The organism is Myxococcus sp. XM-1-1-1 (genome assembly GCF_020037095.1).
Classification (GTDB): Bacteria; Myxococcota; Myxococcia; order Myxococcales; family Myxococcaceae; genus Myxococcus; species Myxococcus fulvus.
Map to the genome: position 1 here is coordinate 83111 of NZ_JAIQDH010000014.1, position 22550 is coordinate 105660.

Here is a 22550-nt window from a genome sequence, read left to right on the forward strand (position 1 = left end):
GCGCGCGGCGCCGGTGGGACTCAGGTGAGGTTCTTCAAGCGGACGACCAGGTTGCTGTCACCACTGCCCAGCGTGCTCGCGTCGTCGGTGGGGATGACATAACCCTGGTCCGCGCCGACGTGCTTGCGGAAGAAGTCTACCACCGCCGGGTCCTTCACCTCCGAGGTGGTGGTCTTCTTGATGCCATACACCGACCCGTCCTCACCTCGGGCCTTCACGGCGTCGGGCGCGGAGGAGAGCAGGTTCTCCAGGGTCCCGGACGTCCGGCCGCCGCTGGCGGGCTGCATCGTCATCGCGGTGTTGTGCCCCTCGATGTAGCTGACGTCGTAGTAGGTCTTCCCGAAGCCACCGTCGAACTTCACCTCACCGAGCGTGGCGTTCTTGCCGTCGCCCGACGTGCTGCGGAAGTTGCCCGACCACCCCTCGGGGAACTTCACCGTGCGGTTCTCGCCCGGCTGGAGGGTGACCGGGTCCACCGCCTTCTCCCCCGCGTTGGGCGTGAACTGGATGGTCATCGGCTTGTCGCCGTCGTTGTGCAGCGACAGCGTGTTGCCGTCCTTCTTCGCGCCCTGCGAGTCGGAGACCTTCTGCTTCGCGCCGACCGCCTCCGCGGGCTGTCCGGGGGACGGGGCCGCGGCCTTGCCCGAAGGCGACGGCGCCTCGGCGCCGATGCTCGGGACCTGCGGGGACGGGGCCGCGGCGGAGGTCTCGGCGCAGCCCGCGAGCGCGCCCGGCCCCTGCGCGCCACCCAGCGGAGGCACGCCCGTGCCGCCCTGCCCCTGCGCGCCGCTCAGCGGGGGCACGCCCGTGCCGCCCTGGCCCTGCGCGCCACCGAGCACCTGCGCCAGCTCATTGAGGACCTCGAGCTGCGAGGCGAGCACCTTCACCAGCTTCTGGAGTCCCTCCGCGCTCTTGAGGCCACCGGTCTCGAAGCCGTCTTTCTGGAAGAGGGACGGGGCCGAGGGCGCGTTCATCGGCGTCGGCCGCGCCGCCTGCGACACCGACTCGGCGCGGGACGACAGCGAGGGGGCGACGGGGGAGGCGACGGAGCGGGAGATGGGGGAGAGCGCCATGACGAGGTCCTCGGGGGCTGGGCTGCGAGGGCTGAGCCAGGTCAGCCGATGCAGCTCCCTTGAGCACGGGGTGTGCCAGGGTCCACAGCTCACCAAGCCCCTGGAATCACGGCGGAAGTCCGCGATTCCACGGGCCGAGGAGGGCGCGCTCCTGGTGACCGCCGTCGAGGGTCTGATGACCGTTGTCATCAGGGCGGCGGCCACCGGAGCACGGCTACTTCAGGCGCAGCACGTACGCCTCGAGGAACACCGTGGGCAGGTCCATGTCGCCCTCGGGCTCGCGCACGTAGCCGCGGGACATGTACATGCGCGCGACGCCGACGGCGCCCCGACGCACGTGCAGGCACACCGCGTCCACGCCCCAGCGCCGGGCCAGGGCCTCGGCGGCATCGAGCAGCGGCCGGGCCAGGCCGGTGCCATGCACCTTCACCGCGGTGGCCAGCCCCCGCAGGTCCGCCGCGCGAGGCAGCCACGCCTCCGAGCCCGGCGCGCCGGGAGGAAAGAGGGCCACGGTGCCGACGACCTCGCCATCGAGCTCCGCCACCAGGAGCGAGGCAACCTTCCGCCGAGCCGCCACGTCGCGCAGCTCGCGCTTGCGCTCCTCCGTGTAGACCACCTCCGGCAGCTTCTTCGCGTACTGGGTGGTGAAGGCCTCGACCAGCAGCTCTCCCACCGCCACATCATCCTCGGGCCGTATCTCTCGGATGACGGCCCGCCCCACCACGTCCTGGGTGCTCATGCCCGCAGCCATTACCACGCGTGGCGCGTCACTGTCTGGCGCGCGTCCGACGACGCACCGCGCGCACGAGGCGGACGCCCCGGAGCCGACACCGTCGGTCTGACGTGAGCAGCGCCACCTGGAAGACGCGGTGCCTCGCGAAGCGCGCTTCGCGTTTGTGCACCGACTTGCTCACTTCGCGCGTCCCGGGGGTTGTCATCCCGCCGGGTTGCGCCCGGCACACCCTTTGCCCTGGGGCCACGCCACCATGAACTTGAGCTCGTTGCGTCACGGCCTCCTGAGCGGACTCGTCGCCCTGCCCCTCCTCGCCCGAGCCCAGGGGGACACCAGCCCCCCACCGCACCCCTCCGAGCCCGCGCCCTCCAACCTCGAGTCCCGGAACTGGGCGGTGAACGTCGGGGCGCGAGGCCACTCCTGGAGCTTCGACCGGACACGGGCCGAGCTCCCCCTCCTCATGGTGAGCATGGAGCATCAGCCCTTCCGGCACCTGTCGTTCTTCGGCGGCACCCACTTCGGCCCGGACATCAACCTCGTGGGCGCGCAGGTGGGCAGCCGCGTCTTCTTCGGCGAGACGTTCCAGGAAGGTGTCTTCGTCGCGGCGCAGGCGAGCTACACCCTGTTCACCGTGGGCGACGACACGTTCGGCAGGCGCAGCTCCTTCGGAGGGCTCGTGGGTTACTCCCATCCACTGAGCACCCGGTGGCACCTGTCGCTCGGCGTGGGCGTCCAGTCCACGCGGACACGCAGGACGACCTATCCACCTCCGATCCTGCTCTGCCCCTTCGGGATGTGCAGCCCCGCCGCCGCGCCGCGGACCGAATCGTGGGAGGCCGAGGAGCCACTCCTCCAGTTGGGCACGTCGTTCCGGTTCTGAGGTGTGCCTCAGAGATAGTCGCCGATGAGCCACGGCAGCTTCTCGCCCAGCCGCTGCAGCAGTCCCCGGCGGCGCCAGCCGTCCCAGTGGATTTCGCGCGAGTGGAGCATGTCCTTCTCGAACGCCGCGGCGAGCGACGCGGCCAGCGCCGGGTCCTCCACCACCAGCGAGCACTCGTCCGAGGTGCTCAGCGCCAGCGGGTCCAGGTTCGTCGAGCCCACCACGGACAGGTCCTCGTCCACGAGCATCGTCTTGGAGTGCATCATCGACAGCTCGTACTCCCAGATGCGCACCCCGCCCTCGAGCAGCCTCGCGTAGGACGCGCGCTGCGCGGCGTGCACCGGCGCGATGTCGTGATGTCGCCCGGGCACGAGCACCCGCACGTCCACGCCCTGCTTCACCTTCTCCAGCAGCATGTCGCCGATGGCGTCGGAGGGGATGAAGTACGAGTTTGAAATCCAGAGGCGTCGCCTCGCGGCGGCGATGGTGAGCAGCGTCATGCGGCGCGCGTCGGAGAGGAAGCGGTTCTGCGTGCTCGCGACGAAGCCCGCGCGGGCCTCACCTCGGGAGGCGAGCTCCGGGAAGGCCTCGGGTGGAAGGAAGTCTCCGCCCGCCTCCTGCCAGTTCTGCGCGAAGGCCACCTGCATCTCGCGCACGGCGGGGCCCTCGGCGCGCACGCTCATGTCGCGCCAGTACTCCGGCCCCTCCGCGTCGCCGAGCCAGCTGCGCCAGATGCCGAAGCCTCCGGTGACGCCGACCTCGCCGTCGCGCACCACGAGCTTGCGGTGCAGGCGTGTCTTGATGCGCGCGGCGTCGAGCGAGGGCATGGCGCCCTGGATGGGACGGAAGATGCGCACCTCGCAGCCCGCGTTCGCGAGCGCGATGCCCACGGAGTCGAAGTTGACGCTGCCCAGCGGGTCCACGAGCACGCGGCACGCGACCCCGGGCTGTCGCTCGCGCAGCGCGCGCACCAGTCGCTCCGAGGGCTCACCCGGGCGCCAGATGTAGCTGGCGATGTGGATGCTGGAGCGCGCGGCGCGAATCTCCTCGTCGAGCACATCGAAGACGCGGCCGTTCTCCACCAGCTCCACGTGGTGGCCGGGCGTGAGCGCGACGCCGAGCGACTGGAAGAAGGCCAGCGAGCGCGTCTCATCCGCTGCGGTGGGCAGCGCGCGCAGCCGGAGGTCGTGCCGATGATTCGGAGCAGGGCACCCGGCGACGAGCAACGCGACGAGCACGGAGCAGGCCAGCTTCACCTTGGGAAGCTAATGGCGCTCCCCTGTCGCGGCACCTGTCTGGTGACACCGAGCGCACGCGCACGGCGTCCACCGGACAACACCCGGGCGCGAGGACAGTGTGTGACGCACGTCACTCGGCCCCGGGGCGAGGTGGAGCGGGTGCATCCACGTGAGCACCCTCCCGTTCTTCCTCACGGCCCGAGCGCGCATGTCACGACATCTCGTCCTCTTGAGCACCTGGCTCCTCGTGGGCGCGAGCCTCGTCGCGCCCCGTGAGTCCCGCGCCGATGTCCCGCTGAGAGCCTCTCGGCTGGAGCCCACCACCCCGCCTCCGCTCGGCGCGAGCAGCACGTACCAGCCCACCCGTCCCGAGGACGCGCCCCTCTCCACGGGCGCCTGGGTCGCGCACGGCGGCCTCGCGCTGCTCCCGCTCACCGGCATCTGGGGCGCAACCCGCGTCGGCGGGGACACACGCCTGGGCGCCACGAGCGCGCAGACGGCCACGGGGATGCTCGGGGGCTACCTGCCCTCGCGCCTGCTCTTCTTCCGCCCCGCCACGCCGGGCAGCGGACGCTTCATGGACCTGGAGGTCGCGGCCGTCGGCGGAGGCCTCCTGCTCACCCCGCCCCTCGCCGCGCTCGGGACCTGGGGCCTGGGCGAGCTCGCGTTCGGCCGCAGCGAGGACAGGGCCGACGCCTACGTCGGAGCCCTCGCTGGCGCCGCCGCGGGCACCCTCCTGGCCGCCGCCGTCGACGGCCTGCTGACGAAGCTCTCCGAGCCCAGCACCCGCCTCCAGGCCGTGCGCCAGCTCATCGCCCTGGCCTTCGTCGGCTCCGGCGCGACGCTCGGCTACCAGTGGGCCGGCGGCGGTCCCCGCTCGCACCAACCCACGCGATAGTTACAAGCGCGCCGCAATCCCTCTCCAATCCAGGATGTCTCACCGGCGCGCGTTGTGCGTGTCTCACCAGCAAAGCCACACGCGCAGAGATGTTCTCAATTTCTTAGTTGTCATTAATTACGCCCAGCGCCATTCTTGCCGGGCCGTACGGACACGCTGTCTGGAGACACACCCCAATGAAGGCTCTCAAGCACCTCCGCGTTGCCGTCGTCTTCACCGCCGCCGCCGCTGTCTTCGGTGTCACCACGGGTTTCACCACCGAGCCCGCCCCGAAGTCCGAGTGCGCGCCGTTCTGTTACAAGCACCCCATCACCGGCCAGCTCATCTGCACGGCGCCCTGCCCGTAGTCCCCACGCCCTCGCGCGTGGAATAGGAAGGGGCCCGGTCCGCGGAAACGCTCGCGGGCGGGCCCCTTTTCACCAGACACGGCTCGGCGCCAGGTGGCGCATTACTCCGTGCGCATCGCCTCCACCGGGTCCAGCTTCGCGGCGCGAGCGGCCGGATAGATTCCGAAGCCCAGGCCCACGCCGCTGCTCATCGCCAGCGACAGGCCAATGGCCCAGCCCGGCACCTCGGTGGGCAGGCCCAGCACCCAGCGCGCCAGGTGCGCCAGCCCCACCCCCAGCGCCACGCCGAGCAGGCCGCCCGCCAGGGACAGCACCACCGCCTCCGTGGCGAACTGCGCCAGGATGCGCCGCTTCTTCGCGCCCAGCGCCTTGCGGATGCCAATCTCCCGCGTCCGCTCCGTCACGGCCACCAGCATGATGTTCAGGATGCCGATGCCGCCCACCAGCAGCGACAAGAGGCACACGCCGAAGCTGGCCACCGAAATCACCTGCGAGATGTTGTTGAACATCTCCGTGGAGCTCTCGTTGGAGAACACGAAGAAATCATCCGGCTCCAGCGGCTTGAGGTTGTGACGCCGGCGCATCAGCACCGTCACCTCGTCCTGCGCGCGCTTGACGACCTCCGCGGACGTCGCCTGGATGCTCACCCGGAAGTCGCGCACGCCGAACAGCGGACGGAAGGCCGTCAGCGGCGTCATCACCTGGTTGTCCTGGCCGCTGCCGCCCAGGAAGCCGCCCTTGCGCTTGAGCACGCCCACCACGATGAAGTTGCGCCCCTTCAGGCGGAACGACTGGCCCAGCGGGTCCAGCGAGGGCCACAGCGTCTCCGCCAGGTCCGGGCCGATGACCGCCACCCGCCTGCCATCCAGGTACTCCGTCTGCGTGAAGGCGCGCCCGTGCGCCACCACCACGGAGTTCGTCTGGAAGTACTCCGGCGTCCCCGACCACACGCTCACGTTCGCCCGCGACTCGCGCAGCTGCGTGGACGCCTTCAGGCCACCGGACGAGTCCTCCCCCGCGGCCGTCAGCACCGAAGGCAGCTCGCGGATGGCCTCCAGGTCCTCATGCGTGAAGCGCGGCCGGCGCGACAGCTCCGCCAGCGACAGGTTGCCCGCGCCGAAGGGCAGCCGCTGCACCTGGAAGCAGTTGGCGCCCAGCTCCGACAGGTTCTCGTTCACCTGGATTCGCAGGCCCTCGATGAGACCCATCATCGACACCACCGTGGTGGCGCCGATGACGATGCCCAGCAGCGTCAGGAAGGAGCGCAGCGGGTTGGAGACGAACGTCCCGAACGCCAGCCGCAAGGTGTCCAGCAAGGCCATCATGGGCAGTCGTCCTCAGTCGTGGCGGAGCGCTTCCACCGGGTCCAGGTTCGCCGCGCGCGCCGCGGGCCAGATGCCGAACAGCAGGCCCACCATCGCCGCGAACCCCACGCCGCCCGCCACCGTCAACGGCTCCACCGTCGCGGCCAGCGGCGTGATGAACGACACCGTCTTCGCCAGCCCCAACCCCACCACCGTCCCCAGCGTCCCGCCCACCGCGGACACGCTGGCCGCCTCCATCAGGAACTGGATGATGATGGTGCGCTTCTTGGCCCCCAGCGCGCGGCGCACGCCGATCTCCCGCGTCCGCTCGCGCACCGACACCAGCATGATGTTCATGATGCCGATGCCTCCCACCAGCAGGGTAATCAGCCCCACGCCCGTGGCCGCGCCGTAGAGCGCGCCGGTGAGCTGCGCGTACATGTTGGCCAGCTGCTCCGGCCGGTTGATGGCGAAGTCGTCCTTCGCCTCCGGCGGCGTCCTGCGCTCACGCCGCAGCGCCACGGTGAGCTGGTCCTGCACCTTGAGCACGTTGTCCGGCGAGTCCACCGACACCGCGATGTTGGGCGAGTTGCGCTTGCCGAAGTCCGCCTGGAAGGTGCGGAAGGGCACCACCACCACCGTGTCCTGGTTCTCCCCCAGGATGGTGCCCTTGGCCTCCAGCGAGCCCACCACGCGGTAGGGCTTGGAGCCCAGGATGATGCGGTGGCCCACCGGGTCCAGGCCCGGGAACAGCGTGCGCGCCAGCTCCGCGCCGATGACCGCCACCTGCGCCCGGTTGTCCACGTCCGCCTCCGTCAGGAAGCGGCCCTTGTCCACCGTGAACGAGGAGATGATGGCGTAGTCCGCCGTGGTCCCCAGCGCCGTCACCGACGCCATGCGCCGCTCCAGGAAGCGCGCCTCCACCCGGTCGTAGTAGAGCGGAGCGGCGGCCACCACGTGCTCGGAGGCCTGGAGGATGGGCTCCACCAGGTCCGCCGACAGGTTCTTCCGGTTGCGGTACTCCCACCAGTCTCCACGCATGGTCCAGGGGAACTTGGACACCTGGAGCGTGTTCGCGCCGATTTGCGCGAGCTGGTCCGCGAAGGACTGGTTGATTCCCTGGATGATGCCGACGATGGCCAGCAGCGTGCACACGCCCACGCCAATGCCCACCGTCGTCAGCACCGTGCGCAGCCGGTTGGCCCGCAGGGAGAACAGCGCGATGCGCCCTCCCTCCCACACGTCGACCCTGAAGCTCACGTGAAACCCTCTCGCGCCGGTGGGTGGCGCCGCACCGTTGGCCTGCCCCGGTAGAACGCCCTACGCCGGACGAGGTCGGGTGATTGCACGGAAGTTTTCAGCCCGCCACCTGCTTCCACCCGCGCGCGAGCACAACCACCGCCCGCGCGACTTCTTCCTGGGTGGTGTCCGGTCCGAGGGACAAGCGCACCGCCCCCAGGGCGTCCGCTTCCGGGATTCCCATGGCCCGGAGCACGGGCGACGCCGTCTCGCCCCCGTCATGGCACGCCGAGCCGGTGGACGCGGCCACCTCCGGCGTCGCCGCCAGCACCGCCCCACCCCGAACCCCGGGAAAGCGGACGTTGAGCGTGTTGGGCAGCCGCTCGGCGTCCTGCCCGCTCAGGGCCAGCCCCGGCACCGCGTCTCGCAGTCCGGTCCACAGCCGCTCGCGCAGCGCGAGCAGCGCCTGGGTGCCCTGGGCGAGCCGCCGGCCCGCCAGCTCACACGCGACGCCCAGCCCCACGGCGTATGGGACGTTCTCCGTGCCGGGCCTCAGCCCCCGCTCCTGCCCGCCGCCGAGCGTGACGGCCCGGAGCGGCGTGCCCTGTCGCACGTACAGCGCGCCCACGCCCTTGGGGGCACGCAGCTTGTGGCCCACCAGCGTGAGCAGGTCCACGCCGAGCGCCGTCACGTCCACCGGCACCTTGCCCACCGACTGCGCCGCGTCCGTGTGCACGCTGGCACCATGACGACGCGCGAGGGCCGCGAGGTCCGCCACCGGCTGCAGCACGCCCGTTTCGTTATTGGAGTGCATCAGTGACACGAGGGCGGTTTCGCCGCCCGCCGCGTCCAGCGCCTCGCGGGCGTCCTCCACGCGCACGCGCCCTTGTGCGTCCACGGGCAGCCACGTCACGCGCCAGCCGCGCCACTCGAGCGCGTCGCAGGGCAGCTTCGTGGCGGGGTGCTCGATGACGGAGGTGAGCAGGTGGCGCCGGTCCGCGCGGGCCTCGGCGGTGCCTCGGATGGCCAGGTTGTTGGCCTCCGTGCCGCCGGAGGTGAAGAACACCTCGTCGGGCCTCGCGCCGATGAGCGCGGCGACCTTGCGGCGGGCCTCCTCCAGCGCCGCGTGGGCACGGCGGCCGTACGCATGTCCGCTGGAGGGGTTGCCGAAGTGCTCGCGCAGGTACGGCAGCATGGCGTCCACCACCTCCGGGTCCACGGGGGTGGTGGCGTTGTGGTCCAGGTACAGCGGGCGCTCGGGGCTCATGGCCCCGCAGCATTACGGCAGCACCGTCACCGTGTCTCCCTGCAGGCGCACCGGGAAGGACACGGTGTTGGGGTGCACCGTCGCCTCCTCGACGATGTCGCGCGTGTCCACGCTGACCTGGAAGGTGTAGGTGCCGTCCGGCACGTCCGTGACGTCCACCCACTGGCACGGCACGTCGAGCGTGTAGATGTCCGACCAGCCCGCGGAGATGCCCATCGGCTCGTAGTAGTTCCAGGGCTCGGCGTCCGAGCAGTAGCTCTGCACGTCCACCAGCGCGTAGCCCTGCTTGCGGCCGGACATCACCTGGTGGCCCTGGGCGTCGCGCAGCTCGTACGCGGCGAAGTTCGCCAGGTGGTGATGGCCATGGCACTCGTCGAAGACATACAGGTCCGGGTTCTCCTCGATGGGCGGGAAGATGGCGGCCTTGTTGCCCAGGTTCATGATGGAGGTGCTGAAGCGAAGCAGCTTGCGGCGGCCCGGCGCAATCACGCACTGCTCCCGCACCTCGCAGGAGTCGGCGGCGAAGGTCTTCCACGTCACGTGCGCGGTGCGCTCGAGCACGTCCTGGTCCACCGTGAGGTCGGGCTTGCCGTTCACCGGGTCCAGGTTCAGGCCGCAGGACCTGGCGGCCATCAGGTGCGGAGGCTCCGCCGGCGACTTCGGCACGCGCCCTCCGGAGAAGACGGACACGTCCCCGAGGGGATGCTCCAGCAGGTCCCCGGTCGGCACGGAGGCGACCACCAGGTCATCACGGCCATCGCCGTCGAGGTCCCCGGGCACCGCGACGCTGTAGCGCCGATAGTTCTCATAGCCGTTGGGGATGGTGTCCGCGCGAGGCCATGCCCAGACGGGGTGGAGCGACTGCGAGAGGTCCTCCTTGGGCGAGAAGAAGTAGAGCCGCCCCAGGGAGCCCATCACGAAGTCCTGGCGGTGACCGTCGCCGTCCAGGTCGCCCACGGCCTGGAAGCTGCCCAGCAGCGGGAAGGCCGGGTCCCCCTGCGTGGACCAGATGGCGGTCGACGCGTACGTCCCATCGGGCTCGGACAGGTGCACGGAGTACGGCCCGTTGTCCGCGGAGGCGACGGCCTCCCGGTGCCCGTCCCCGTTCATGTCCGGGAGCCGATAGCCCAGGCCCTCGAAGGGCTCCTGGCGCACGGGCTCGGCGGACAGCAGGCCCTGACACGCGAAGGTGCTGCCCGGCTTGCACCCCAGGAAGTACGCGCGACCTCCCGTCTCCGTGGTCATGAGCACGTCGTCGGCGCCGTCCCCGTTCAAGTCCTCCACCACCTCGATGGCGTAGTAGCCCGGGCGGGAGTGCACCAGGGTGAAGGGGCCCTGCTCCGAGCCCGGGGTCGCCCGGTAGAAGCTCTGTTCGTTGGCGCGGCTCACGATGAGGTCGTCGCGTCCGTCCCCATCCAGGTCCGCGAAGAGGCTGCTGAGGAAGAGGCCATTGCCCGGCGCGCGGAAGGCGGGCGCGGCCAGCATCGCCTTCAGGTCCGCCTGCCCCAGGAAGACCTGGCTGCCATAGCGCCCCTGGACGAGCAGGTCCGCGAACCCATCCCCGTTCACCTCGCCCGTCCTCACGCGCAGCTGCGTCCCGGAGGTCTGGGGATGCGTGTTCGTCCAGCTCATCCGCGCGGACGCGGCCTCGGTGGAGAAGTAGGGAGGCTGCCCCTTGAAGAGGTACACGCCCCCGGGATGGCGCGTGGGGGCGAGCAGCACCTGACAGGGCAATGAGCCGACCACCAGGTCCTTCTGGCCATCGCCATCGAAGTCCGCGAGCGCCACCGAGCCGCCGAAGCACTCCCCCGCCTCGGTCATGGTGCCCTTCACCTGCCACAGCGGCGTCTCGGACAGCTCGGGGCCCGGCTCGGGCTCGGGCCTGGGGTCCGGGTCGTCACACCCCCCCAGGACAGCCAACAGCATGGAGGCCGATACGACGAAGGACAGACGCAACATGGTCGCTCCTCTCGAACGCTCCGGCGCAAGGCGCCCCCCGCCGGGAGTCGTGAGGCGCAAGAGGCTATGTCCGCCGTCGCGGCCCCGTTTGCGATGCTTGCCGGATGAAGGGCATCTGGCGCCCTACGTCTGCTCGCGAGGGCACAGCGTCAGCGCGTGGACATCCGAGCCCACGAGCACGCGCGAGTCATCCCAGCTCCACACCCCTTCGGTGCGGGCTGGCGCCGCGCCACCGAAGGTGGGCAGCACCGTCCACGGCAGGTCCACCAGGTGGCGGCCCCAGCGGCGCAGCACGTCCGCCAGCGCGTCGAGCGACTCGAGCGTGCCGGACTCCTCGTGCCCGTGTGGGCAATCGAAGTGGTAGTGCCAGGGCATCGCCTCCGTCGCGGGGTAGATGTGCAGCGTGGCGGACAAGTGCTCCTCCCGGGCTTCGTGACGCAGGTCTTCGATTCGCATCAGCGCTCCACCGTCAGCGCCAGCCCCTGCCCCACGCCGACACACAGCGAGGCGAGGCCCCTTCGCGCGCCCTGACGCCCCAGCTCGTGCACCAGCGTGGTGACGATGCGCGCCCCGCTGGAGCCCAGCGGATGCCCCAGCGCGATGGCGCCGCCGTTGACGTTGACCTTCTCCGACGGGAGCCTCAGCTCGCGCATGCACGCCAGGGCCTGCGCGGCGAAGGCCTCGTTGAGCTCCACCAGGTCCACGGAGTCCACGCTCCACCCCGCGCGCTCCAGCGCCGCGCGCGACGCGCCCACCGGCCCCATGCCCATGGTGCGCGGGTCCACGCCCACGCTCGCGCTGCTCACGAAGCGCGCCAGCGGCGTGGCGCCCGAGGACTTCAGCGCCGCCTCGCTCATGAGCAGCACCGCCGACGCGCCATCGTTCAGCGTGGAGGAGTTGCCCGCCGTCACGCTGCCTCCCGCGCGGAACGCGGCCTTCAAGCCGGACAGCCGCTCCAACGACGTGTCCGCGCGAGGCCCCTCGTCCACCTGGACACGCACGGGAGCCCCCTTCGCCTGGGGCACGTCCACGGCGATGAGCTCGCGAGCAAAGCGGCCCTCCGCCTGCGCGGCCACGGCCTTGCGGTGCGAGGCGAGCGCGAAGCCGTCCTGCGCCTCGCGGGCGATGCCCCACTGCTCGGCCACGTTCTCCGCCGTCTCGCCCATCTGCTCCAGCGGGAACAGGGCGGCGAGCCTCGGGTTCGGATAGCGCCAGCCCAGGGCGGTGTCCCACGCCTCCCACCTGCCGGAGGGGAAGCCGTCCTCGGGCTTGGGCATGGACCACGGTGCGCGCGTCATCGACTCCACGCCGCCGGCGAGCACGATGTCCGCCTCACCCAGCCGAATCATGCGGCAGCCCTGGATGATGGCCTCCAGGCCGCTGGCGCACAGGCGGTTGACGGTGACGCCGGGCACCGAGTGCGGCAGGCCCGCGAGCAGCAGCGACATGCGCGCCACGTTGCGGTTGTCCTCGCCCGCCTGGTTCGCGCAGCCGAGGAACACCTCGTCGACGCGCGCGCCATCCAATGCGTTGCGCTCGAGCACCGCGCGCAGCACGTGCGCGGCGAGGTCATCCGGCCGCACGCCCTTGAGCGCGCCTCGGAATCGACCGATGGGGGTACGGACCGCGTCGACGATGAAGGCCTCTGCCATGGGAAGGGGCTCCTGGGGATGCGTTCAGAGATAGAGGCGCTGCGGGTCCAGTCGCTCGCGCAGGAGCGACAGCACGGACAGGTCGGGCTCGCCCGTGGTGCGCACGGAGTCGGCGACGCGCAGCGGCCAGCCACAGGCGGCGCGCACCTGCTCGGGTGTCACGCCGGGATAGACCTCGGACAGCACGGCCTCGCCGGTGGCGTCGAAGTCGAGCACGCCCAGGTCCGTGATGATGCGCGTGGGGCCACCGCCGGGCAGGCCCAGCTCCGCGCGCGTCCTGCCGTTCATCCGGTGGCCCGGGCTCGTGATGAAGTCGCACTTCTCAACGAAGGTCCGCGGGCCCATGCGCATGACGATGAGCAGCCGCCGCGCGTGCACCGCGATTTCACACGCGCCGCCGCTGCCGGGCAGGCGCACCTTGGGGTTCGCGTAGTCGCCGATGACGGTGGTGTTGATGTTCCCCCACCGGTCCACCTGCGCGCCGCCCAGGAAGCCCACCTCGATGAGCCCGCGCTGGAGCAGGCACTGGAAGATGTCCGCCTGCCCCACCACGGCCAGCGAGTCCGTGACGAGCGACGGGTCGCCGATGGACACGGGCAGCCGCTCGGGAATCGCGCCCACGGCGCCAGACTCGTAGATCATGAACAGGCCCGGCGCATGCGTGGCCCGCGCCAGGTTGCACGCGAGGTTGGGCAGGCCGATGCCCACGAAGACCACGTCACCGTCGTGGAGTTCCTGGGCCGCGCGCCACGCCATCCGCTCGGACGCGGTGGAGACGTTGTTCTCAGTACCCATAGTCCACCCCCTCGCAGACGCGAGCCTTCGCGCGCAGCTTGTCGAGCAACCCCGTCTCCAGCTTCGCCAGGTAGCCCTGACGGTCCTTCACGCCGTAAACGAACTCCTCCAGCCAGGCGCGGTACGTCTCCGGCTTGCGGGAGATGTCCTCCCACTTCACGTAGAAGTCGTTGTCCCGGTCATGGAAGCCCTGCACGAAGCTGGGGTGACAGCCCCAGGGCTCGTGCACCACGTGGCTCACGATGATGCCGGGCACCAGCGTGCGGTTGGGGTCCTTGCGGATGACCTCGGTGGGGACGATCTGTTCGGCCACGACGATGACCTTGCGCGCGGCGAAGGCCACCTCCTTCTGCGAGCCGAGCAGGCCCCACACCTGCGCGTTGCCCTCCATGTCCGCGCGCTGGCAGTGGATGATGGCCACGTCCGGGTGGAGCGCGGGCACGGTGGCCAGCTCCCGCTCCGTGTACGGACAGCGCACCGTCTTGATGGCCGGGTTCACCCGCGCGATGTCCGCGCCCTGGTAGTTGCTCAGCGGCCAGAACGGCAGCCCCGCGCTCGCGGCGAGGAAGCGCGAGAGCAGCCCGAAGTGCGAGTACTCCTCCAGCTCCAGCCGCTCGGAGGAGGACGCCTCGCCGCGGCGGCGGAGCGCGTGCAGGCTGCCCACGCCGGGGTTGCCCGCCCAGCTGAAGACCAGCTTCTTCACCGCGCCCGCCTCGATGAGCTGGTCGTAGACCAGGTCCGGGGTGAGCCGGATGGCGGTGAGGTCCTTCACGCCCTGGCGGATGATTTCGTGGCCCGCGGCGAAGCAGATGAGGTGCGTGAAGCCGTCGATGACGATGGAGCTGCCGTCCTTGACGCTGGCCGAGATGGCCTCGCGCATGGAGCAGCGCTTGTCCACGGCCCCTGGCTTCACAGCTTCACCCCCGCCGTGGCCCGGGCGGGCGCGGCCCTGGACAGGTCGAGCGACAGCTCGCCCAGGCACGCGTCGAGGATGCGCAGCATGACGGCCACCTCGTGCTCACCGACGACGAGCGGCGGCGCGAAGCGGATGGTGGACTTGCCACACGACAAGAGCAGCAGGCCCTTGCGGAACGCGAGCTGCTCCAGCTCGCCCACGTAGGCGCTCGCGGGCTCGCGCGTCGCGGGGTCCACGAACTCCGCGCCCACCATGAGGCCCACGCCGCGCACGTCGCCGATGACGGGGTGGCGTGACTGCAGCTCCCGCAGCCCAAGTTGGAGCAGCGCACCGGTGGCGCGCACGGAGTCGAGCAGCCCCTCCACCACGTCCAGCGTGGCGAGCGCCGCCGCGCAGCACACGGGGTTGCCGCCATAGGTGCTGCCGTGCGAGCCGCGCGGCCACGTCATCACCGACTCCTTGGCGATGATGGCGCCCAGCGGCATGCCGGAGGCGATGCCCTTGGCGGACAGCAGGATGTCCGGCATCACGCCGAAGTGCTCCGCCGCGAACATGTGCCCGGTGCGGCCGATGCCCGACTGCACCTCGTCGAACACGAGCAGGATGCCGTGCGTGTCGCAGATGCGCCGCAGCTCCTTCAGGAAGCTCGTCGGGGGCACCACGTAGCCGCCCTCGCCCAGGATGGGCTCCACGAAGATGGCGGCCACCTCGCGCGGGTCCACGTGGTTGACGAACCACTCGCGCTCCAGCGCCAGGGCCGGGTTGCACGCGTCGCCGCACGTCTGGGGCGCGCAGCCGTTGGGACAGCGGTACGGATTCGCGTACGGGACGTGGATGACGCCGGGCAGGAGCGGCCCGAAGAAGGCGCGCTGGGCCACCTTCGATGAGTTGAGCGAGATGGCGCCGTAGGTCCGCCCATGGAAGCCGCCCTTGAAGGCGACGATGTACTGGCGGCGCGTGTGGTGCCGCGCGAGCTTGATGGCGCCCTCGACCGCCTCCGTGCCGGAGTTGGTGAGGAAGACCTTCTTGGGTCCCATCTCGGGCAGGTAGCCGGCGAGCCTGGCGCAGAGCTTCGAGAAGGCGTCGTAGTAGAAGTCCGTGCCGCAGATGTGCAGGAAGCGGCCCGCGGCCTCCTGGACGGCCTTCACCACGTGCGGATGCGCGTGGCCCGTGGAGGCCACGGCGATGCCCGCCATGAAGTCGAGGAAGCGGTTGCCGTCGACGTCGTGGACCCAGGGGCCCTCGCCGCGCTCGACGACGAGCGGGTACTCCTTGATGTACGAGGGCGAGCTGAAGCGCTGGTCCAGTTCGATGATGGCGCGCGCCTTCGGCCCCGGCAGGGCGGTCTTCACTTCGGGATGGAGCATGGTCATGGGGGTCTCCTGTCGAGGGCGTCAGCCCATCCGTGTCTGCGCCTGCTCGCGCATGAATTGAGCGACGTAGTAGGGGCCGCAGCCGCCCTTGCCGGACCCGCCGCTGCCCTTCCAACCGCAGAAGGACTGCACGCCGGGCCACGCGCCCGTCGTCGCGCCCGTGCGGCGGTTGGCGTAGAGGACGCCCGCCTCGGCCTGGGCCATGAAGCGCTCCACGTCCTCGGCATCGCGGCTGAAGATGCCGGCGGTGAGGCCGTAGTCGCAGTCATTGGCCCGCAGGAGCGCCTCGTCCAACGTCGAGAAGCGCGTCACGCCGACGAAGGGCAGGAACAGCTCGTCGCGCATGAGGCGATGTCCGTGCGAGAGCGCCACCACCGTGGGCTCCACGAAGTGGCCCTCCTCGAGCGCGGCCTCCAGACGGGGACGTCCACCTCCCGCAATCACCGCGCCGTCCTGGCGGGCCTCGTCCACCGCGCGCTCGAAGCGCTTCACCGCCGCCGCGTTGATGACGGGGCCGGTGAAGACGGACGCGAGCGACGGGTCACCCACCCGCGCGTCACGCGCCTTCGCGGCGAGGCCGTCGGTGAACGCGTTGTACAGCGACTCGTGCACGTAGATGCGCGACAGGGCGCTGCACTTCTGACCGGACATGCCGAAGGCGGAGCGGAAGCAGCCCTCGATGGCGGCCTCCAGGTCCGCGTCGCGACAGACGATGGCGGGGTTCTTCCCGCCCAGCTCCAGGAGGCACGGCCGCACGCGGCCCGTGGACATCCGCCGGTGCAGCTCCATGCCCACCGCCTTGCTGCCGGTGAAGGACACGCCGTCGATGCCGGGGTGGCGCACCAGCGCCGCGCCCACCGCCTCGCCCTCGCCGTGCGCGACCTGGAAGACGCCCGGAGGCAGGCCCGCGTCGACGAGCGCCTGGTACAGGCCCTCCGCGCACCAGGGCGTCTCCTCGCTGGGCTTGAGGATGACGCTGTTGCCGCCGAGCAGCGCGCCGCCGCTCATCCCCGCCGCGAGCGCGAGCGGGAAGTTGAACGGCGAGATGATGACGAAGACGCCGTAGGGCCGCAGCACGCTGCGCGTGTCCTCGTTGGGGGACAGCCGCGCCATGGGCCGCGAGTAGCCCTCCGCCTGCTCGAGCTGACCCGCGTAGTAGCGCAGCAGGTCCGCGGACTCCTCCACGTCACCGAGCGACTCGAGCCGGCTCTTGCCCACCTCCAGCGTCATGCGCGCGGACAGCTCCATGCGCCGCTCGGAGATGAGGTCCGCGGCGCGGCGGAGGATGCGCACGCGCTCCTGCCACGGCGTCGCGCCCCAGCCGCGCTGGGCCTCGCGCGCCACGCGCACCACGCGGTCCACCTCGGCCACGGGCGTGCGGTGGACGGACACGAGCAGCTCGTCCGGCCGCGCGGGGTTGCGGCTCTGAAGCAGGTCTCCACTCCGGAACGCCTCGCCGCCGAGCCACGACGGCAGCTCTCCGCCCAGCGTCGAGCGCACGGCGGCGAGCGCCTCGTCGAACTGCGCGTGCAGCGCGGACAGGTCCGCCTCCAGCACCGAGTAGGTGATGCGGAAACTCATGACGCCTCCTGGAAGAAGTGGTGGATGCCGCGGGCGAGCGTGTCGACCAGTTCGTCGACCTCCGCCTCGGTGATGACCAACGGGGGGCCGACCATGAGCAGGTCCCCGTTCGTCCCGTCCGCGTGGCCCGTGTTGGACCAGAGGACCAGCCCCCGCTCGAACAGCGCCGACAGCAGTCGCTCGATGACCTTGCGCGCGCGTGGGAAGGGGCGCTTGCTCGCGGTGTCCTCGACCAGCTCGATGCCGGCCATCAGCCCCACGCCCTGCACGGAGCCGACATGCGGCAGCGCGCCCAGCGCCTCACGCAGGCGGCGCTGGAGGTGCGCGCCCACGCGCCCGGCGTGGGCCACCAGGTCGTGCCGCTCGTAGTAGTCGAGCACCGCCAGCCCCGCCGCCGTCATCGCGGGCGCCTGGAGGTACGTCTGCGCGTGCATGAAGCCGCCCGAGCCCCGGCGCAGCTCCTCCAGGTGCTCCTCGCGGATGAGCAGCGCGCTCAAGGGCGCGTAGCCCCCGCTGATGCCCTTGCCGAGCACCAGCACGTCCGGGGTGAAGTGGAACAGGTCGCTGGCGAAGAAGCGGCCGGTGCGCCCGCAGCCGCACATGACCTCGTCGGCGATGGTGAGGATGCCGTGCTCGCGGCACACGGCGCTCACGCGCTCGAAGTACCCGGGCGGTGGAGGCGACGCGCCCGCGGACGAGCCGATGACGGGCTCCGCGATGAAGGCGGCGATGGTGTCCGGGCCCTCGCGGCGAATCGTCTCCTCGAGCAGCCGCGCGTAGTGCTCGGCGCCGTCGCGCGCGTAGTCCTCCAGCCCGGAGCGGTACGGGTACGGCGCGGGCGTGGTGACGACCTCCGCCAGCAGGGGGCCGAAGAAGGTCTTGTAGTGGGGCCGCCCCGACAGCGAGAGCGCGTACAGCGTGTTGCCGTGGTAGCCGGGCACGCGCGCGATGACCTTGCCGCGCTGGGGCTGGCCGCGCTCGACCCAGAGCTGGCGGACGAACTTCACCGCGGCCTCCACCGCCTCGGAGCCCGAGCCGAGGAACGCGGCGCGCGTGAGCCCCTGGGGCGCGAGGGCGCACAGGCGCGTGGCGAGCGCCTCGGTGACGTCGGTGGTGAAGTGGGTGCCGTTGACGTAGGCGACGCGCAGCAGCTGCTCATGGATGCGGTCCGCCACCTCGCGGTTGCCGTGACCCACGCTGGCCACGAGCGCACCGGCGGAGGCGTCGAGGTAGCGCTTGCCGCTCGCGTCGAAGAGGTGGACGCCCTGGCCGTGCGTCACCACGGGGAAGTCGCGCGCGAGATTGCGCAGCAGCACGTTCCCCTGGGGGTAGCGCACCGTGTGCCTGGCTTCGTCCCGCATCGTCCGTCCTCCACGCAGCGCGGACGACCGGAGGTCGCCCGACAGGGCTCCCGCGTGGAAGAAGGGCAGTCACGATGCGCGCGTGAGCGCACACCAGGCCCCGACTGGAGCCCACGGACCGACCTTCGCCCCCACGGGCGACTGGAGACACGGGGGATGGAGGTCGGAGAAGTCGAGCGTGCGTGAGGGCCCGTCGAGGCACGAGCGCCGCTCGAACCTTCCGGCCGTCCCACGCGGCTCCAGGTCGAAACCGTCCGTGGATTTCTCCCACGGTCGGATGCGGGCAGGTCTTCGGGCTCGTGAGCGCTTCGGCCTTGGGGGCCGGCTTCCTACGACTCGTCGCTTCCCAGCTCCCCAGGGGAACCAGTGCGGATGACGAGGCTCGTTCTCACTTACCGCTGCGGGGCAGCCCCGGATTCGAACCGGGTTCCCTTTTAAGCTCGGACCGAGGTCCGAGCACCAACATGGGGCGGTATGTACTGTTCGCCTCTTCGGACTGTCAAGCGAAGCGCCGGTGCGCGCTCGACGCGCGGGGACGTGACGTCTGCCGGTGCGCGGGGATGTTCGACGAGCAACCTGCCGTGCATGAGCGCTGGCGCATCCCGCGCGCAGGCGTCACCTTCATCGGTGGCGCTCCGCGTCGGAGGACGCCTCCAGACCATGGCTCCGTCCGCCGCGAACACCGCCGCCGCGCCCTTCACGTTCACCCGTGCACAGAGGGTGTTCACGATGTCGGGCGCGCTGCTCGGGCTGCTGCTCGCGGCGCTGGACCAGACGATTGTCGCCACGGCGGGTCCCTCCATCCAGGCGGACCTGGGCATCTCTCCCGCGCTCTATCCATGGCTGACGACGTCGTACCTGGTCGCGTCGACGATGATGGTGCCCGTGTGGGGGAAGCTGTCGGACCTGCTGGGCCGGCGCGTGGTGCTGGCGGCGGGAATCGTCGTGTTCCTGCTGGGCAGCTTCCTGTGCGGCGTGTCGCGCTCGACGCTGACGCTCATCCTGTACCGCGCGGTGCAGGGGGTGGGCAGCGCGGCGCTCTTCACCGCGTCGCTGTCGGTGGTGGCGGACCTCTATCCGCCGCGCGAGCGAGGCAAGTACCAGGGCCTGTTCGGCGCGATGTTCGGCCTGTCGAGCGTGGTGGGGCCGCTGGCGGGAGGCTTCATCACGGACCGGCTGGGGTGGCACTGGGTGTTCTTCATCAACCTGCCGGTGGGCGCGGTGGCGCTCGCGCTCGTGCTCTCGCGCATGCCGGCGCTCAAGCCGCCGGGGGCCTCGCGCGGGAGGCTGGATGTGACGGGCGCGGTGCTGCTGGCGCTGGCGGTGGTGCCGCTCCTGCTCGCGCTCAGCCTGGGACGTGGCGCGGAGCAGGTGGCGCACGGTGGCGGCTGGGCGTGGAGCTCGTGGCAGGTGCTGGGGTTGTTCGCGCTCGCGGCGGTGGGGACGGTGTTGTTCCTGCGCGAGGAGAGGCGCGCGCAGGAGCCGCTGCTGGACCTGAAGCTGTTCCAGGACCGGACGTTCGCGCTGGGGAACGCGGCGGTGTTCGTCATCGGCGCGGTGTTCCTGTCGGGCGTGGTGTTCCTGCCGCTGTTCATGGTGAACGTGGTGGGGCTGTCGGCCACGCACGCGGGGCTGACGTTGACGCCGCTGACGTTGGGCGTGGTGGCGGGCAACATCCTCAGCGGTCAGCTGGTGTCGCGCATCGGCCGGTACAAGGGGCTGATGCTGGGCTCGCTGGTGGTGTTGATGGTGGGCTTCACGGTGATGGGGTTCACGCTGACGCCCACGTCGACGCAGACGGAGGTCACGGTGAAGATGGTCCTGGTGGGCGTGGGCCTGGGACCGTCGATTCCGCTCTACACGCTGGCCATCCAGAACGCGGTGTCACCCCAGCGCATCGGCGTGGCCACGGCGATGGCCACGTTCTTCCGTCAGCTCGGGATGACGCTGGGCGTGGCGCTGCTCGGCGCGGTGTTCGCGACGACGCTGTCGCATCAGCTGGGCACCCGCGTGGCGAGCGCCACGGAGGGACTGCCGCCGAAGCTGCGCGCCGAGCTGGCGTCCGCGGTGCCCGGTGTCGACGGGAGCGAGGCGGGCCCCGCGCAGTCGGCCTTCCAGGCGGAGAAGGTGAAGGAGCGCGTGCGCGCGGAGCTGGAGGCCGAGCGGCAGGCCCTTCAGCGCCCGGAGGTACGGGAGCAACGTGCGAAGGAAACGGCGCCCTCCGATGCGCGCGAGCAGCCTGCCGCGGCGTCAGCGCTCTCCGCTGTGGACGCGAAGGAACAGCGGGCGCTGGAGGCGGTCGACCGGACGGCGCTGGCGCTGAAGGAGTCCTTCACGCGGGCGGTGGAGGCGGTGTACCGCTGCGCCATCTTCGTCGCGCTGCTCGCGTTCCTGGTGACACTGCGGCTGCCCGAACAACCCCTGCAACGCGGGCGCGCGCGGGCACCGGCACCCACGGAATGAGCTCGGCGGCGCGCAACGCGCACGGAGGCGGACCGGGCCTTGCGCCGGTGCACACGACAGTGCGCGAGGGCACCGTGGCGGTGTGCCGGGCATCACCACCACGGACGGGACAGCGCCGGGCTCACGCGGCGGTGAGCGCGGAGGACTCCGAGTCGAGCGTGTAGATGCGCACGGGGTGGGGCACGCCCTTGACGGGGTGGTGCCCCAGGTCCTTCACGTCGCCACGGTAGTGGGAGACGAAGGACTCGGAGAGGAGCACGGGCTCGTTGAGCCCCGCGCACAGGCCCGCGATGCGGCTGGCCAGGTTCACCGCCGGGCCGATGACGGTGAAGTCGAGCCGGTCCGACGCGCCGATGTTCCCGTACATCACGTCGCCGACGTGGAGCGACGCGCCGAACTCGTAGGTGGGCAGGCCCCTGCGGCGGCGCGAGGCGTTGTCCTGCTCGCTGGCACGCACCGCCTCGTGCACGGTGCGCGCGGCGGCGGCGCAGCGGTCCTCCACGAGGGCGTGGTCGTCGATGCGGAAGATGGCCAGCACGGCGTCGCCCATGAACTTGAGCACCTCCGCGCCGTGCGAGTGGAAGGCGCCGACCATCGTCTCGAAGTAGGCGTTGAGCAGCTCGAGCAATGCGTCGCGGGGCAGCGCATCCGACAGCGCGGTGAAGCTGCGCAAGTCGCTCAGGCAGATGACGGCGGAGGTCGTCTCGCCGTCGCCGCGCCGAATCTGTCCCTGGAGGACGCGGCGCCCCGCGTCGCGGCCCAGGTACGTGTCGAGCAGCACGCCCGTCATGTCCTTGCGCGCGAAGACCTCCAGCACCAGCTCCAGGATGGGCTGCAGCTCGTGGAGCAGGGCACGGTGCGCGTCCGTGAAGCCCCCGGGCTCGGAGGTGGCCCAGGAGACGCCGTGGCGCGAGTCATCGCTGAAGCACACCGGCAGCGCGAGGTACTCGGTGAGCCCCTCGGCGCGCAGCTCGGTGAACATGGGGAAGTCGCCGTCCGGGAGCGGCTGCTCCAGGCGGCGGTGGATGACGGGCAGCCCCTCGCGCAGGGCCTTGAAGGGGCTCTTCGAGAACGCGGGCAGGTGCTGGAGGCCGTGGGGGTGGACCTCGGCGGTGGCGCCATGTCCGACGCGCCAGCGGAAGCTCCGGGCGTGCAGGAGCGGGTGCAGCGTGAAGAGGACGATGGAGGCGCGCGACACGGGCACACCGCACGCGGTCAGCCGTTCACACAGGCCCGACAGCAGCGGCACGGGATTGGGCAGACGCCTTGCTTCCACGGCGAGCCAGCCCACCACGGAGGAGAAGGCATGGTCGCGAAGGCTTCGCGAGTCTCCGGCATTCACTTTCACGAGGCACTCACCACCCCCCGGCGGGCCGAGCCGGGCCGGGCGCGAAGCAACCATGACGAACCCGGAGCGTCAACGGAGACCTCGGAGAGCGAGCGGGCGGGTGCCTGTCCCCGCCGCCCCTCC

General features: G+C 71.1%; 19 protein-coding genes and 1 riboswitch. Of the genes, 4 read left to right on the forward strand and 15 right to left on the reverse strand.

Features of this window, described 5'->3' with window-relative positions; translation table 11 throughout:
• Nucleotides 1-20 precede the first annotated feature (20 nt).
• A complete protein-coding gene (locus K8640_RS25220; RefSeq protein ID WP_223749395.1) occupies nucleotides 21-1073 on the reverse strand; it encodes a hypothetical protein in 1053 nt (350 codons plus the stop codon).
• A gap of 214 nt (nucleotides 1074-1287) precedes the next feature.
• Nucleotides 1288-1812, reverse strand: coding sequence for a GNAT family N-acetyltransferase (locus K8640_RS25225; protein ID WP_223749396.1), 525 nt, complete (start codon nucleotides 1810-1812; stop codon nucleotides 1288-1290).
• Between the two features lie 247 nt (nucleotides 1813-2059).
• On the opposite strand from K8640_RS25225, the gene K8640_RS25230 reads away from it, so the two are divergent.
• Complete coding sequence (locus K8640_RS25230; RefSeq protein WP_223749397.1) at nucleotides 2060-2686, forward strand: DUF3575 domain-containing protein; 627 nt, start codon at nucleotides 2060-2062, stop codon at nucleotides 2684-2686.
• Nucleotides 2687-2694: 8 nt separating this feature from the next.
• Here the strand turns inward: K8640_RS25230 and K8640_RS25235 are convergent, their stop codons facing one another.
• Nucleotides 2695-3942, reverse strand: a complete 1248-nt coding sequence (locus tag K8640_RS25235) for a phosphatidylserine/phosphatidylglycerophosphate/cardiolipin synthase family protein (protein WP_223749398.1) — start codon at nucleotides 3940-3942, stop codon at nucleotides 2695-2697.
• Nucleotides 3943-4093: 151 nt separating this feature from the next.
• Between K8640_RS25235 and K8640_RS25240 the strand changes: the two genes are divergently transcribed.
• Nucleotides 4094-4822 (forward strand): hypothetical protein, encoded by a 729-nt coding sequence (locus K8640_RS25240; RefSeq protein WP_223749399.1) that lies wholly within the window; start codon nucleotides 4094-4096, stop codon nucleotides 4820-4822.
• A gap of 176 nt (nucleotides 4823-4998) precedes the next feature.
• Complete coding sequence (locus K8640_RS25245) at nucleotides 4999-5169, forward strand: hypothetical protein (RefSeq protein ID WP_194869373.1); 171 nt, start codon at nucleotides 4999-5001, stop codon at nucleotides 5167-5169.
• 101 nt (nucleotides 5170-5270) lie between these two features.
• Here K8640_RS25245 and K8640_RS25250 read toward each other — a convergent pair whose 3' ends face one another.
• The 11 genes from K8640_RS25250 to K8640_RS25300 all read right to left on the reverse strand — a co-directional run bounded on the left by K8640_RS25250 (nucleotide 5271) and on the right by K8640_RS25300 (nucleotide 18616).
• Nucleotides 5271-6494 (reverse strand): ABC transporter permease, encoded by a 1224-nt coding sequence (locus tag K8640_RS25250; RefSeq protein ID WP_223749400.1) that lies wholly within the window; start codon nucleotides 6492-6494, stop codon nucleotides 5271-5273.
• 12 nt (nucleotides 6495-6506) lie between these two features.
• Entirely contained in the window at nucleotides 6507-7733 is a 1227-nt protein-coding gene (locus tag K8640_RS25255) for an ABC transporter permease (RefSeq protein WP_223749401.1), read from the reverse strand.
• Between the two features lie 97 nt (nucleotides 7734-7830).
• A complete protein-coding gene (locus K8640_RS25260) occupies nucleotides 7831-8979 on the reverse strand; it encodes a cysteine desulfurase family protein (RefSeq protein ID WP_223749402.1) in 1149 nt (382 codons plus the stop codon).
• 12 nt (nucleotides 8980-8991) lie between these two features.
• On the reverse strand, nucleotides 8992-10938 hold the full coding sequence (locus K8640_RS25265) for a lysyl oxidase family protein (protein WP_223749403.1): 1947 nt from the start codon (nucleotides 10936-10938) through the stop codon (nucleotides 8992-8994).
• 123 nt (nucleotides 10939-11061) lie between these two features.
• Nucleotides 11062-11394, reverse strand: a complete 333-nt coding sequence (locus K8640_RS25270) for a hypothetical protein (protein ID WP_223749404.1) — start codon at nucleotides 11392-11394, stop codon at nucleotides 11062-11064.
• Nucleotides 11394-12590, reverse strand: a complete 1197-nt coding sequence (locus K8640_RS25275; RefSeq protein ID WP_223749405.1) for a thiolase family protein — start codon at nucleotides 12588-12590, stop codon at nucleotides 11394-11396. Before K8640_RS25275 ends, K8640_RS25270 begins: the two co-directional genes overlap by 1 nt.
• 24 nt (nucleotides 12591-12614) lie before the next feature.
• On the reverse strand, nucleotides 12615-13385 hold the full coding sequence (locus K8640_RS25280) for a CoA-transferase subunit beta (RefSeq protein WP_223749406.1): 771 nt from the start codon (nucleotides 13383-13385) through the stop codon (nucleotides 12615-12617).
• Nucleotides 13375-14283, reverse strand: coding sequence for a CoA transferase subunit A (locus K8640_RS25285; protein ID WP_223749407.1), 909 nt, complete (start codon nucleotides 14281-14283; stop codon nucleotides 13375-13377). Before K8640_RS25285 ends, K8640_RS25280 begins: the two co-directional genes overlap by 11 nt.
• An 11-nt stretch (nucleotides 14284-14294) precedes the next feature.
• The gene (locus tag K8640_RS25290) at nucleotides 14295-15674 is read right to left on the reverse strand and encodes an acetyl ornithine aminotransferase family protein (protein WP_223749408.1); all 1380 of its coding nucleotides are present in this window, start codon (nucleotides 15672-15674) and stop codon (nucleotides 14295-14297) included.
• 21 nt (nucleotides 15675-15695) lie between these two features.
• On the reverse strand, nucleotides 15696-17255 hold the full coding sequence (locus K8640_RS25295) for an aldehyde dehydrogenase family protein (RefSeq protein WP_223749409.1): 1560 nt from the start codon (nucleotides 17253-17255) through the stop codon (nucleotides 15696-15698).
• A complete protein-coding gene (locus tag K8640_RS25300; protein WP_223749410.1) occupies nucleotides 17252-18616 on the reverse strand; it encodes an aspartate aminotransferase family protein in 1365 nt (454 codons plus the stop codon). The genes K8640_RS25295 and K8640_RS25300 overlap by 4 nt, the downstream gene beginning before the upstream one ends.
• A 264-nt stretch (nucleotides 18617-18880) precedes the next feature.
• Nucleotides 18881-19095: riboswitch (cobalamin riboswitch) on the reverse strand.
• A gap of 181 nt (nucleotides 19096-19276) precedes the next feature.
• On the opposite strand from K8640_RS25300, the gene K8640_RS25305 reads away from it, so the two are divergent.
• Nucleotides 19277-21079, forward strand: coding sequence for an MDR family MFS transporter (locus K8640_RS25305; protein WP_223749411.1), 1803 nt, complete (start codon nucleotides 19277-19279; stop codon nucleotides 21077-21079).
• 121 nt (nucleotides 21080-21200) lie between these two features.
• Here the strand turns inward: K8640_RS25305 and K8640_RS43230 are convergent, their stop codons facing one another.
• On the reverse strand, nucleotides 21201-22427 hold the full coding sequence (locus K8640_RS43230; protein ID WP_223749412.1) for an adenylate/guanylate cyclase domain-containing protein: 1227 nt from the start codon (nucleotides 22425-22427) through the stop codon (nucleotides 21201-21203).
• Between the last annotated feature and the right edge of the window lie 123 nt (nucleotides 22428-22550).